General features: G+C 65.8%; 13 protein-coding genes and 1 riboswitch. Of the genes, 8 read left to right on the top strand and 5 right to left on the bottom strand.

Annotated elements, in window-relative coordinates; translation table 11 throughout:
- The first annotated feature begins 89 nt into the window (after window positions 1-89).
- The 4 genes from HS053_RS14130 to HS053_RS14145 all read left to right on the top strand — a co-directional run bounded on the left by HS053_RS14130 (window position 90) and on the right by HS053_RS14145 (window position 3587).
- Window positions 90-698, top strand: a complete 609-nt coding sequence (locus HS053_RS14130) for a glutathione S-transferase N-terminal domain-containing protein (protein WP_174211904.1) — start codon at window positions 90-92, stop codon at window positions 696-698.
- A gap of 195 nt (window positions 699-893) precedes the next feature.
- The gene (gene petA, locus HS053_RS14135) at window positions 894-1454 is read left to right on the top strand and encodes a ubiquinol-cytochrome c reductase iron-sulfur subunit (RefSeq protein WP_174211905.1); all 561 of its coding nucleotides are present in this window, start codon (window positions 894-896) and stop codon (window positions 1452-1454) included.
- Between the two features lie 11 nt (window positions 1455-1465).
- Complete coding sequence (gene petB / locus HS053_RS14140; protein ID WP_174211906.1) at window positions 1466-2779, top strand: cytochrome b; 1314 nt, start codon at window positions 1466-1468, stop codon at window positions 2777-2779.
- 19 nt (window positions 2780-2798) lie between these two features.
- The gene (locus HS053_RS14145; protein ID WP_174211907.1) at window positions 2799-3587 is read left to right on the top strand and encodes a cytochrome c1; all 789 of its coding nucleotides are present in this window, start codon (window positions 2799-2801) and stop codon (window positions 3585-3587) included.
- A gap of 47 nt (window positions 3588-3634) precedes the next feature.
- Here the strand turns inward: HS053_RS14145 and HS053_RS14150 are convergent, their stop codons facing one another.
- The 4 genes from HS053_RS14150 to HS053_RS14165 all read right to left on the bottom strand — a co-directional run bounded on the left by HS053_RS14150 (window position 3635) and on the right by HS053_RS14165 (window position 7327).
- Window positions 3635-4324: a thiamine ABC transporter ATP-binding protein gene (locus HS053_RS14150; protein WP_174211908.1), complete on the bottom strand. Its 690-nt coding sequence runs from the start codon at window positions 4322-4324 to the stop codon at window positions 3635-3637.
- The gene (locus HS053_RS14155; RefSeq protein ID WP_174211909.1) at window positions 4311-5849 is read right to left on the bottom strand and encodes an ABC transporter permease subunit; all 1539 of its coding nucleotides are present in this window, start codon (window positions 5847-5849) and stop codon (window positions 4311-4313) included. The genes HS053_RS14150 and HS053_RS14155 overlap by 14 nt, the downstream gene beginning before the upstream one ends.
- On the bottom strand, window positions 5825-6811 hold the full coding sequence (gene thiB, locus HS053_RS14160) for a thiamine ABC transporter substrate binding subunit (RefSeq protein WP_174211910.1): 987 nt from the start codon (window positions 6809-6811) through the stop codon (window positions 5825-5827). Before thiB ends, HS053_RS14155 begins: the two co-directional genes overlap by 25 nt.
- A 35-nt stretch (window positions 6812-6846) precedes the next feature.
- A riboswitch (TPP riboswitch) is annotated at window positions 6847-6947 on the bottom strand.
- Window positions 6948-6985: 38 nt separating this feature from the next.
- The gene (locus tag HS053_RS14165) at window positions 6986-7327 is read right to left on the bottom strand and encodes an Hpt domain-containing protein (protein ID WP_174211911.1); all 342 of its coding nucleotides are present in this window, start codon (window positions 7325-7327) and stop codon (window positions 6986-6988) included.
- A gap of 171 nt (window positions 7328-7498) precedes the next feature.
- Between HS053_RS14165 and HS053_RS14170 the strand changes: the two genes are divergently transcribed.
- Window positions 7499-8770, top strand: a complete 1272-nt coding sequence (locus tag HS053_RS14170) for a PP2C family protein-serine/threonine phosphatase (RefSeq protein WP_458358898.1) — start codon at window positions 7499-7501, stop codon at window positions 8768-8770.
- Here HS053_RS14170 and HS053_RS14175 read toward each other — a convergent pair.
- Window positions 8767-9210, bottom strand: coding sequence for an NUDIX hydrolase (locus tag HS053_RS14175; protein ID WP_174211913.1), 444 nt, complete (start codon window positions 9208-9210; stop codon window positions 8767-8769). The genes HS053_RS14170 and HS053_RS14175 overlap by 4 nt on opposite strands.
- Window positions 9211-9282: 72 nt before the next feature.
- Between HS053_RS14175 and hslO the strand changes: the two genes are divergently transcribed.
- Genes hslO through HS053_RS14190 form a run of 3 tightly spaced genes read left to right on the top strand, consistent with a single transcriptional unit; the run spans window position 9283 to window position 11967 of the window.
- Entirely contained in the window at window positions 9283-10266 is a 984-nt protein-coding gene (gene hslO / locus HS053_RS14180) for an Hsp33 family molecular chaperone HslO (protein ID WP_174211914.1), read from the top strand.
- Complete coding sequence (locus tag HS053_RS14185; RefSeq protein ID WP_174211915.1) at window positions 10259-10840, top strand: CoA pyrophosphatase; 582 nt, start codon at window positions 10259-10261, stop codon at window positions 10838-10840. Before hslO ends, HS053_RS14185 begins: the two co-directional genes overlap by 8 nt.
- Window positions 10837-11967 (top strand): CCA tRNA nucleotidyltransferase, encoded by a 1131-nt coding sequence (locus HS053_RS14190; RefSeq protein WP_174211916.1) that lies wholly within the window; start codon window positions 10837-10839, stop codon window positions 11965-11967. Before HS053_RS14185 ends, HS053_RS14190 begins: the two co-directional genes overlap by 4 nt.
- The last annotated feature ends 56 nt before the right edge of the window (window positions 11968-12023 follow it).

Below are 12023 nucleotides of genomic sequence, written 5' to 3' on the forward strand. Positions count from 1 at the left end.
GGCCAGACTGACCGAAGCGGGCCGCCCGGGGCAAGTGACAGTTGCGGTCATCCTGCCCGGCGCCTAGCCTGCCGCAAACGGAGGCACCGATGCAGCTCTACACCTCGCCCACCACGCCCTTTGGCCGCAAGGCCATGCTGATGCTGCTGGAGACGGGCCTTGCCGGGCAGACCACGCTGCATGAGGTCGCGGGTTCGCCGACCGACCCGGGAAACATGCCGGTCGATCGTAACCCCTTGGGCAAGATTCCGGCGCTGGTGCTGGAGGACGGCCGGACCCTGTATGACAGCCGGGTGATCTGCCGCTATCTCGACGCCCGTTCGGGTGCGGGGCTTTACCCGCAGGGCGAGGCGCTTTGGGATGTGCTGACGCTTGAGGCGACGGCGGACGGCATCATGGAGGCCGCCCTGCTGATCGTCTACGAATCCCGCCTGCGCCCCGAAGAGCGGCGCCATGCCCCTTGGGTCGAGGGGCAATGGGCCAAGGTCGCCCGGGCGCTGGACGCCATCGAGGCGGGCTGGATGGCCCTGCTGGAGGGGCCTCTGACGGCGGCGCATCTCGCCCTTGCGGCGGCGCTGGGATATCTTGACTTCCGGCATGACGCGCGGGGCTGGCGCGCAGGGCATCCGCAGCTTGCGCAATGGGCCGAAACCATTGCCGCGCGCCCGTCGCTGATGGCCACCCGCCCCCCGGTTTAGCCGCCGTTAGGAAGCCGGGGCTGCGCCTTCAAGGTCACGCCCCACGACAAAGCGGTTTTCCGCGCCCCTGCGCGCCTTTGACCGCTGGACGGGCCGCCCTTCCTTGGGTAAACCCGCCCGGCAAGGCTGCGGGAAACTGCGGCCGCATCGGTATATGGGTCGCAAGCCCGGCGGCCCCGGAAGGGAGAAGTTCTCGTGTCCCACGCAGACGATCACGCAGGCACCCGCAGGGATTTCCTGTATTACGCAACCGCCGGGGCCGGCGTCGTTGCCACCGGCGCAGCGGTCTGGCCGCTGGTCAATCAGATGAACCCCTCGGCCGATACCCGCGCGCTGTCGTCGATCTTCGTCGATGTCTCGGCGGTCGAGGTCGGCACGCAGCTCACGGTGAAATGGCGCGGCAAGCCCGTGTTCATCCGCCGCCGCAGCGCGGACGAGATCAAGGCAGGCCGCGATACCGCGCTGTCCGATCTGGTCGATGCCAAGGCCGAAAACGCCAACAAGCCCGATGCCGACGCCTCGGACGCCAACCGCACCCTCGACGAAGCGGGTGAATGGCTGGTGATGATGGGCGTCTGCACCCACCTCGGCTGTGTGCCGCTGGGCGATGGCGCGGGCGATTTCGGCGGCTGGTTCTGCCCCTGCCACGGCTCGCACTACGATACCGCGGGCCGCATCCGCAAAGGGCCGGCGCCGCGCAATCTGGACATTCCGGTGGCGCAGTTCACCGACGCCACCACCATCAAGCTCGGGTAAGGAAACAAAAGATGGCCGGTATTCCGCACGACCATTACGAGCCCAAGTCGGGCCTTGAGAAGTGGCTCCACACCCGCCTGCCGGTGGTGAGCCTTGTCTATGACACCCTGATGATTCCCACGCCCAAGAACCTGAACTGGATGTGGATCTGGGGGATCGTCCTTGCCTTCTGTCTGGTGCTGCAAATCGTCACCGGCGTCGTGCTGGTGATGCATTACACCCCGCATGTGGACATGGCCTTTGCCTCGGTCGAGCATATCATGCGCGACGTGAACGGCGGGCACATGCTGCGCTATCTGCACGCCAACGGCGCTTCGCTGTTCTTCTTTGCCGTCTACCTGCACATCTTCCGCGGCCTCTACTACGGCAGCTACAAAGCGCCGCGCGAAGTGACCTGGATCGTCGGGATGCTGATTTACCTCGCGATGATGGCGACGGCCTTCATGGGCTATGTGCTGCCCTGGGGACAGATGTCGTTCTGGGGTGCCACGGTGATCACCGGCCTGTTCGGCGCGATCCCCGGCGTGGGTCCGACCATTCAGGAATGGCTCTTGGGCGGCCCGGCGGTGGACAATGCCACGCTGAACCGCTTCTTCTCGCTGCACTACCTTCTCCCCTTCGTGATTGCGGCGCTGGTTGCCGTTCACATCTGGGCCTTCCACACCACCGGCAACAACAACCCCACGGGTGTTGAAGTGCGCCGCGGCTCGAAAGAAGAAGCGCAGAAAGACACCCTGCCCTTCTGGCCCTATTTCGTGATCAAGGACCTGTTCGCTCTGGCGGTTGTGCTGGTGGTGTTCTTCGCGGTCGTCGGCTTCATGCCGAACTTCCTCGGCCACCCCGACAACTACATCGAGGCGAACGCGCTGGCGACCCCGGCCCATATCGTGCCGGAATGGTATTTCCTGCCGTTCTACGCTATCCTGCGCGCCTTTACCGGCGACGTCTGGGTGGTGATGCTGGTGAACTGGGTGACCTTCGGCATCGTGGACGCCAAGTTCTTTGGCGTGCTGGCGATGTTCGGCGCCATCGCCGTTCTGGCGCTGGTGCCGTGGCTGGACACCAGCCGCGTGCGCTCGGGCAAATACCGGCCCAAGTTCAAGGCGTGGTTCTGGCTTCTGGCCATAGACTTCGTGGTGCTGATGTGGGTGGGCGCGATGCCGACCGACGGGATTTATCCCTACATCTCGCTGATCGCCTCGACCTACTGGTTCGCTTATTTCCTCGTGATCCTGCCGCTCTTGGGCGTGCTTGAAAAGCCGCTGCCGCAACCGGCAACGATCGAGGAAGACTTCAAGGCCCACTACGGCACTCCGGCCGAGTGAGAGAAAGGAACTGACTGAGATGTTTCGTAAAATCGCAATCAGCGCCGTCTCTGCCCTCTGCTTGGCAACCGGCGCGGCCTTTGCGGCAGGTGGGGAAGTCCATATCGAGGATATCCCCTTCTCGTTCGAGGGGCCGTTCGGCACCTTTGACGAACACCAGTTGCAGCGCGGCCTTCAGGTCTTCACCGAGGTTTGTGCAGCCTGCCACGGCCTGAAATACGTCCCGATCCGCACCCTGTCGGATGAGGGCGGCCCTGCCCTGCCGGAAGATCAGGTGCGCGCCTATGCCACCCAGTTCACGGTGATCGACAAGGAAACCGGCGAAGAGCGGGAAGCCAAGGCGACCGACCACTTCCCGGCCAACACCGGGGCGGGCGCACCGGACCTGTCGCTGATGGCCAAAAGCCGGGCGGCGTTCCACGGTCCCTATGGCACCGGCATCAACCAACTGTTCCGCGGCATCGGCGGGCCGGAATATATCCATGCCATCCTGACCGGCTATTCGGGCGAGGAAAAGACCGAGGCGGGTTCGACCTTCTACGAGAACCACGCCTTCTCGACCGGCTGGATCAAGATGCCGGCGCCCCTGTCGGATGATCTGGTGACCTATGCCGACGGCACCAAGGCCACCGTGGACCAGATGGCGCAAGACGTTTCGGCCTTCCTGATGTGGACCGCCGAGCCGAAGATGATGGCGCGCAAGGATGCTGGCTTCAAAGCCGTGATCTTCCTGATCGTGCTGGCCTCGCTGCTTTACCTGACGAACAAGCGGCTCTGGTCGGGCGTCAAAGGCAAGAAGCACGCCTGATCTGTCAGACTTCGGAAACCCCCGCTTCGGCGGGGGTTTTTCTTTGCCTATATGCCCAGATAGGCCCGCAAGGCCGGGGGCGGATCGGCGAAAAGTTCCGCAGTGGGCCGTGGGGCATGGGCGATGCCATCGGCCACCAGAATGGTCTGATCGGCAAAGCGCCGGGCATCCGCCGGGTCATGGGTGACCATCAGCACCGTCGCCCCATCCGCCAGTTCCGCAACCAGATCCAGCATTTCCGCCTTGAGCGCGGGGCCAAGCGCCGCAAAAGGCTCGTCCAGAAGCAGAAGCGGCCGCTCCCGCAGCAGCGCCCGCGCCAGTGCCGCCCTGCCGATCTGCCCCCCCGAAAGCTGTGCCGGTTTGCGCGCGCCCATACCCGCAAGCCCCACCCGTTGCAGCGCCTCTTCCACCCGGGCGCGCTGACCTGCGTCAAGCCGCAGATCGGCGCGCAGGCCAAGGCCAAGGTTTTGCGCAAGCGTCAGATGGGGGAACAGGTTCTGATCCTGAAACAGGATGCTCAGGGGCCGGTCTCCGGGCGCCCGCCCTGCCAGATCTTGTCCGGCCCACAAAACCCGCCCAGCGACCGGGGCAAAGAACCCCGCCACCGCCATCAGCAGCGTCGATTTCCCCGCGCCGGACGGCCCGATCACCGCCACCCGCGCGCCCACAGGCACCGTCAGATCGGCTTGCAGACGGAAGTCGTCCTGCCTCAGGTCTAAATGCTCAAGCCGCAGCATGGCGGGCCCCCCATCGGTCAAACAGCCAGAACAGCGCGAAACTGAGGCCCACCAGCAACAGCGCCGCCGAAGCTGCCGCCTCCATCCGGTAAGCGCCGGTGAGACGCTGCACCAACAGCGGCAAGGTCACCCCCCGCTCTCCGGCGAAGAGCGCGATCACCCCAAGGTCGCCCATCGACAGTGCCGCAGCCAGCCCGGTGCCAAAGCCCAGCGGCCGCGCCAGCCGGGGCAGCACCAGAAGCCGCAGCCGGGCAGCCCCCCGCAGCGACAGGCTCTCGGCCAGCCGCGCATAATCGGCCTCAAGCCGCAGCGCCTCGGGCAAAAGCAGGCGGAACAGATAGGGCAGCGCCAGCGTCGCATTCACCAGCATGGTGACCGGCAGGGCCAGCCGCTCCACCGGGGCGACGGGCTGCACCAGCAAAAACAGCCCCGTCCCCATCACCAGCCCCGAAGCCGCAAGCGGCAGCATCGCCGCCAGTTCCGCCCAGCGCCGCCCGGCAACCCGGGCCTGCATCAGAACCAGCGCCGCCACCGCGGCCAATACTGCCGAAAGCACCGCCACCACCAGCGACCTTGCCGCCGCCCAGCCGACCGAAGGCGGCAGCGCCACCACCCCCGGCGCCCCGCGCCAGACCACCGCCAAGAGCGGCGCCAGCAGGAACCCCGCAGCCAGCACAATCATCAGCGCATCCACGCCCCGACGCCAGCCACCCGGCGCGGGCATCTCCACCTCGCGCCCCAGCCCGGCGCCAAAGCCCTCGACCCGGGCCAGCCGCATTGCAGCCAGCGTCACAGTCGCGCAAAGCGCAAATTGCACCGCCGCCAGCGTGGCCGCCTTGCCCGGCAGGAAATCGAACCGCAGCGCCTGATAGATCGCCAATTCCACCGTGCTGGCCTTTGGCCCGCCGCCCAGCGTCAGGGCCACAGCAAAAGAGGTCAGGCACAGAAGGAATACCAGCGCCGCCGCACCCGGCAAGGTCGCGCGCAACATCGGCAGCTCAAGATGCCGGAACTGCGGCCCCGGCCCCATGCCGAGCGCCTGCGCCAACCGGAACCGTTCGGCCGGGATCGCCTGCCAGCCGTGAACCAGCATCCGCGTGACCAAAGGCAGGTTCAGGAACACATGAGCCAAAACCACGCCATGCAGCCCAAAGACCGACAGCGCGGGCAGGCCCAGAACCGCCAGCAGGCTGTTCACCGGGCCCGAGCGGCCAAAGACTGCCAGCAGCCCCAGCACCGCCACCACCACCGGCAACAGAAAGGGCGCCGCCATCAGCCGCAGCAACAGCCCCCTCCCGGCAAAGCGCCGCCGCACCAAAGCCCGCGCCAGCGGCACCGCCAGCAGGGCCGAAACCGCCGCCGACAGCGCCGCCTGCAACAGGGTGAACCGCAGCGCCGCCCAGTCCGCCGGGCCAAGCCCGCCGCCGCCGCCCCAAACCGCCGTCACCGCCGCGCTGCCCAATGTCAGCGCGACGATGATCAGCGCCAGAAGCGCCGGGATCAGCGCGACAGCGCGGCTTGCCATTCCGCCACCGCCGCCTCACGCAGCGCGCCCGCCTCGTCGGAGGAGAAGAGCAGCGATTTGGCGGGCTGGATCAGCGTGCCGAACCCCTCGGGCAGACCCGCGGCAGGGACATTCGCCGGATACATCCAGTTCGTCGTCGGGATCACCGATTGCGCCGCATCGCCCACCAGATAGGCGAGGAAAGCCTTGCCCAACTCCGGCTGATCAGACCCCGCCAGCAGGCCCGCAACCTCGACCTGAAGATAGTGCCCTTCGGCAAAGGGGGCCGCAGCCTTGCTATCATCGCTTTCCGCGATCAGGTGATAGGCGGGCGAGGTGGTGTAAGACAGCACCATATCCGCCTCCCCCTCAAGGAACATGCCATAGGCTTCGGACCAGCCGGGGGTGACGGTCACGATGTTATCGGCCAGCGCCGCCCAGATGTCCGGCGCGCGGTCGCCGTATGCCGCCTTGACCCACATCACCAGACCAAGGCCGGGGGTGGAGGAACGCGGATCCTGAATCAGGATCTTCACATCCGACGCCGCCAGCGCCTCAAGGCTCGCGGGCGGGTTCGGCAGTTTTGCCTTGTCATGCACGAAGGCGAACCAACCCCAGTCAAAGGGCAGGAACTGCGCATCTTCCCAAGCCACCGGCAGGCCGGTGACGGCAGGCTGCCCATGCGGCGCGAAAAGGCCGCTCTCGGTGGCGGCGGCGGTCAGGTTGGTGTCCAGCCCGACAACCACATCGCCTTCGGATGCGGCGCCTTCAAGCTGCACCCGTGCCAGAAGGGCGGCGCCGTCGCCCGCAGTGACAAAGCGCAGGTCACAGCCGCAGGTCGCCTCGAACCCTTTTTCGATCGCGGGGCCCGGGCCCCATTCCGAGGCAAAGCTGTCATAGGTCATGACGGTAAGAACGGGCGTTTCGGCGCCTGCGATGGTCGCAAGGCAGGTAACAGCCGCAGCGAGGGGGAGCGTCTTCATGGTATCCTCCAGGTGCGACGGAATGGTCGGGCTGGAGGCTGTCCATGCACCTTCCCTCCGCCGGTATGATCCGGTTCAGGTTCGACGGGTTCGCTTGCGCATCTCAGCCCCTTGCAGGGCTCCCCGAGGTGAGGAGGAACATAGCGCCGCTTTCGCCGGGCGCAAGGGGCGGGTTCAGCCGGCCGCGCTGCGCGGGCCGGGTGTGGCCAGACCCCGATCAAACGCCGTTTTGGACGCAGCATAGCTGTGGCGGATTTCCTGGAGATCGGCAGAAGCATCACCCTGCGCGGCCCGGCGCTCCCCGATCTGGCAGAGGCTGGCGAAATCGGCAAAGCCAAGGTTCAGCGCCGCACCTTTCAGGAAATGCAGATCGGCCTCAAGCCGCGGAGCGCCCAGAAGGTTCGAAAGGCGGCTGACAACCTCATCCGCTTCTTCAAGGAAAAGCGTCACCACTTCGGCGAAATCCGTCGCGCCGATCTCATCACGCAATGCGTTCACTCTGCCCCAGTCGATCATGGTTCATCCCGCCCACAGCGGCCTCTGCCCAGCAAGCCCCAGATAACCCTGCCGCGACAGATTTAACAATTGGTGACCGCGCCTGCAGCCGAAAGCGCGAGTTTTAGATTTCACCTTCCCTTAAGCCCTTGGGCCCAAAACGGTGCGAAGGAATGGGGGCCAACCGTGGATCTGTCGTCAACACCGCAGCCAAATCCCGACCGATTCGGGCACTCCGCCGGCGCGGGCCAATCGGTTCTGGTCGTCGATGACAGCCGCGCTCAGCGCCGGATGCTAACTGTGCAACTTACCCGCTGGGGCTATCGCGTGACCGAGGCCGAATCAGGCGAGGCGGCGCTGCGGCTGCTGACCGACACCGGATTTGACCTGATTCTGTCCGACTGGATGATGCCGGGGATGAGCGGGCTGGAATTCTGCCGCGCCTTCCGGGCGCTGGGGCGCGAAAGCTATGGTTATTTCATCCTGCTCACCTCGAAATCCGACAAGGCCGAGGTGGCCGACGGGCTTGAGGCGGGGGCGGATGACTTCCTAACCAAACCCGTCAGCGCCGATGAGCTGCGCGCCCGCCTGCGCGCCGGGGAACGGCTTTTGGCGATGCAGCGCGAACTGGTGGAAAAGAACCGGCTGCTCGGCGCCGCTTTGGGCAAAATCCAGCAGCTTTACGATTCGCTCGACCGCGACCTGATCGAGGCGCGCAAGCTGCAACAGACCCTTGTGCGCGAAAGGTTCCGCGACTTTGGCGGCGGAACGGCCAGCCTGCTCTTGCGGCCTTCGGGCCATGTCGGCGGGGATCTGGTGGGCAGTTTCGTGATCAACCCGCGGCGCGTGGCGGTCTATTCGGTGGATGTTTCCGGCCATGGCGTGGCGTCGGCGATGATGACGGCACGGCTGGCCGGGCTGCTCTCGGGCGCTTCGCCGGATCAGAACATCGCGCTGACCAGCGCGGCGGACGGGCGGCGCGATGCCTGGCCGCCCGAACTTGTCGCGGCCCGCCTGAACCGCATGATGATCGAAGATTTGCAGGTCGATCAGTATTTTACCATGGCTTATGCCGAAATCGACCTTGCCACAGGCCAATGCATGATGGTGCAGGCCGGCCATCCCCACCCGATGGTGCTGCGCCATGACGGCGCGGTCGAGGTGCTGGGGCAGGGCGGCCTGCCGGTGGGGCTGATCGAGGGGGCAAGCTATCAGCGTATCGCGCTTAGGCTTTTCCCGGGCGACAGGTTGATGCTGGTGTCGGACGGCATCACCGAATGTCCTGACCCCGCGGGGCAAGAGCTGGGCAGCGAAGGGTTGCAGACGGTGATGCAGCATCACGCCGCCCAGCCCTCACCACAACTGCTGGAAACGCTGGTCTGGGATCTGGTGCGCCATGCCGGAACCGATGAATTTCCCGATGATGTTTCGGCCCTGATCTTCGATTTCCGCGGCGGGGGTTAGCACGCCAGAATCCGTGCCACCATGGCACGGTCGCCCGGATTGCCCAGCTCCTGCACCGCCGCTCGCGCCTCGATCCAGACCGCCTGATGCCCGGGTTCCGTCGGCGGGCCGACGCGCAGCACCGGCCGCGCGACATAGACCGTGCAGAGCTTTTCGGCCCACAGATCATATTCCGGCATATAGCAGAACCGCCGGAACGCACCAAAGCGGCGGATGCCCGCGATATGCCAGCCGGTTTCCTCCATCACCTCGCGGTGCAGGGCGGCAATCGGATGCTCTCCCCTGTCTATGCCGCCACCCGGCAGTTGGAACTCGGGCACCGGGGCGGCCTGATGGGTGACCAGCATCGCATCGCCATCCAGCAGCACCGCATAGACGCCCGGCCGCCGCCTGTAGCTCTGCCCCGCCTTCACCGCTTCGCCATACCGCCGGATCGACATGCCCCTTGGACCTTTCGTTGCCCTGCCTATATAGGCGCGGTATGCCAACACTGGCAGCCTTAGGAAACCCCGATGAATCCCGAACAGATCGCATGGGACGATACCGTCCTGCCTTTCCAGCTTGACCGCTCTGACATCCGCGGCCGCGTGGTGCGGCTGGATGGGGTATTGGAACAGGTTCTGCACCAGCACAATTACCCCCCGGTGATCGAAGCCTTGGTGGCCGAGGCCGCCCTGCTGACCGCGCTGATCGGGCAGTCGATCAAGCTGCGCTGGAAGTTGAGCCTGCAAATTCGCGGCAACGGTCCGGCGCGGCTGATCGCCACCGATTACTACGGCCCGAGCGACGAGGGCGAGCCCGCCCGCATCCGCGCCTATGCCAGCTATAACGCCGAGCGGCTGGACCACGAGGCGCGGCCCTTCAGCCAGATCGGACAGGGCTATTTCGCGGTCATGCTCGATCAGGGCGAGGGCATGGTGCCCTATCAGGGCTTTACCCCCATCGCCGGAGGCAGCCTTTCCGCCTGTGCAGAGACGTATTTTGCCCAGTCCGAACAATTGCCGACCCGGTTTGCCCTGCATTTCGGCAAAAGCCAGGTTCCGGGCGGGACCAGCCATTGGCGCGGCGGCGGCATCATGCTGCAACACATGCCGCCAGCGGGAGGTGCGGTCGCGGCCGAAGGCGGATCGGGGGAAGGCGGACTGTTGTCGCACAGCGATATCCTCTCTGGCGATCAGTCGGAAAACTGGACCCGGGCGAATGTGCTGCTGGATACGGTCGAGGAACTGGAGCTGATCGGCCCCTCGGTGACGCCTGCCGACCTTCTGGTGCGCCTGTTCCATGAGGAAGAGCCGCGGGTGTTTGACGCCCAGCCGCTGCGCTTTGGCTGTTCCTGCTCGGAAGACAAGGTGCGGCAGGCGATGTCGATCTATTCGCAGAAGGACATCGCGCATATGACCACGCCCGAGGGCAAGGTCACCGCAGATTGCCAGTTCTGCAGCGCGCATTACGAGCTGGACCCCAAGACCCTGGGGTTCGAGGGCAAGAATGCCTGAGATTGATCGCCTCCGCGCCGCGCTTACGCGCCCCGGGGGCGATTCGTCTGACTTCGACCTGAACCCGGGGCTGGTCTTGCCACCGGGCCGCGTGCTGCGGCCTGCGGCGGTTCTGGTGGCCATCTGGCAGGATCGGCTGATCCTGACCAAACGCGCCTCGCATCTCAAGCACCACCCGGGACAGATCGCCTTCCCGGGTGGCAAGGTTGATCCCAGCGACGACAGTGCCGAGGCCGCCGCCCTGCGCGAGGCCCGCGAAGAGATCGCCCTTCCCTCCGCCACGGTCGAGCTTTTGGGCCGCCTGCCCGCCCATGAAACCGTGACGGGATTTAGCGTAACCCCCATTTTGGGCCATATCAGAGACGCTTTTTCCCCGGCGCCAGAGGCGGGTGAGGTGGAAGAGGTCTTTACCGTGCCGCTGTCCCATGTGCTGAACCCGGCGCGCTATGTAGTGGAGCGGCGGCTTTGGCGGGGGGAGTGGCGGCATTATTACGCTGTGCCCTATGGCCCCTATTACATCTGGGGCGCAACGGCCCGTATTCTGCGCGGTCTGGCCGAGCGGGTTGGGCCATGAAGGTTTCGGGCGATTGGCTGCAGGCCGAGCCGACACAGGCGCTGTGCGCCGCGCTGGAGGCTGCGGGGTTTCAGGCCCTGTTCGTGGGTGGCTGCGTGCGCAATGCGCTTTTGGGCGTAGAGGTTGGCGATATCGACATTGCCAGTGACGCCACACCCGAAACAGTCTCTGACATTGCGGTTTATGCCGGTTTTCGGGTGGTGCCGACCGGCATCGAGCATGGAACGGTGACCGTCATCGCAGGCGGTATCCCGCATGAGGTGACAACCTTCCGCCGCGATGTCGAGACCGATGGCCGCCGCGCGACCGTCGCCTTTTCCTCGGATGTGGCCGAAGACGCGGCGCGGCGCGATTTCACCATGAACGCGCTTTATGCCCGTGCCGATGGCAGCGTGATCGACCCCCTGGGTGGCCTGCCCGACCTGCTGGCGCGCCACGTCCGCTTTGTCGGAGAGCCCGAGGCGCGCATCCGCGAGGATTACCTGCGCATCCTGCGGTTCTTTCGCTTTCATGCCCATTATGGTGATCCGAAAAACGGAATTGATGCCGAGGGGCTGGCCGCCTGTGCGGCTCTGAGTGCGGGTTTAGAGACACTTTCAGCCGAGCGCGTCACCTCTGAAACCTGCAAGCTCCTGGCGGCGCCGGACCCTGCCCCGGCGGTTGCCGCCATGGCGCAGGCGGGTGTTCTCGCCCGGATTCTGCCCGGCGCCGATCCCCGCGCGCTGGCGCCGCTGGTGCATCTTGAGGCGGGCGCCCCGCCCCGCTGGCACCGCCGCCTTGCCGTGCTGGGCGGGAATGCGGAGAAGCTGCGCCTGAGTCGCGCCGATACAGTCACTATAACGGCGATCAGAGACGAAATTGGCAGCATGAACAGCCCCGCCGCGCTTGGCTTTCTGCATGGCGCAGTCACCGCGACGGATGCTGTCCTAGCGCGTGCCGCCCTGCTGTCGCCCCTGCCACAAGACTGGCAGGCGGCCATCGCAAGGGGCGCCGCCGCCCGCTTTCCCGTCGCAGCCGCCGATCTGCCCGACCTTGCCGGCCCTGCCCTTGGTGCCCGTCTGAAACAGTTGCGCGCGCGCTGGCTGGCCAGCGACCTGCGACTGAGCAAGGAAGAACTTTTAGCCTGACTGTTTCCCTCGGGAGAAAAAACCTCTATATCCGGGGTCCAATTCCAGGTGAGATC

The organism is Tabrizicola fusiformis (genome assembly GCF_013328815.1).
Taxonomy (GTDB): domain Bacteria; phylum Pseudomonadota; class Alphaproteobacteria; order Rhodobacterales; family Rhodobacteraceae; genus Fuscibacter.

What these genes read in the sequence shown, in the direction of transcription:
- petB (WP_174211906.1), top strand. Translation starts at nt 1,466, where the DNA reads ATGGCCGGTATTCCGCACGACCATTACGAGCCCAAGTCGGGCCTTGAG.
- hslO (WP_174211914.1), top strand. Translation starts at nt 9,283, where the DNA reads ATGAATCCCGAACAGATCGCATGGGACGATACCGTCCTGCCTTTCCAG.
- HS053_RS14155 (WP_174211909.1), bottom strand. Translation starts at nt 5,849, where the DNA reads ATGGCAAGCCGCGCTGTCGCGCTGATCCCGGCGCTTCTGGCGCTGATC.
- HS053_RS14130 (WP_174211904.1), top strand. Translation starts at nt 90, where the DNA reads ATGCAGCTCTACACCTCGCCCACCACGCCCTTTGGCCGCAAGGCCATG.
- HS053_RS14150 (WP_174211908.1), bottom strand. Translation starts at nt 4,324, where the DNA reads ATGCTGCGGCTTGAGCATTTAGACCTGAGGCAGGACGACTTCCGTCTG.
- HS053_RS14165 (WP_174211911.1), bottom strand. Translation starts at nt 7,327, where the DNA reads ATGATCGACTGGGGCAGAGTGAACGCATTGCGTGATGAGATCGGCGCG.
- HS053_RS14175 (WP_174211913.1), bottom strand. Translation starts at nt 9,210, where the DNA reads ATGTCGATCCGGCGGTATGGCGAAGCGGTGAAGGCGGGGCAGAGCTAC.
- HS053_RS14185 (WP_174211915.1), top strand. Translation starts at nt 10,259, where the DNA reads ATGCCTGAGATTGATCGCCTCCGCGCCGCGCTTACGCGCCCCGGGGGC.
- HS053_RS14190 (WP_174211916.1), top strand. Translation starts at nt 10,837, where the DNA reads ATGAAGGTTTCGGGCGATTGGCTGCAGGCCGAGCCGACACAGGCGCTG.
- HS053_RS14145 (WP_174211907.1), top strand. Translation starts at nt 2,799, where the DNA reads ATGTTTCGTAAAATCGCAATCAGCGCCGTCTCTGCCCTCTGCTTGGCA.
- thiB (WP_174211910.1), bottom strand. Translation starts at nt 6,811, where the DNA reads ATGAAGACGCTCCCCCTCGCTGCGGCTGTTACCTGCCTTGCGACCATC.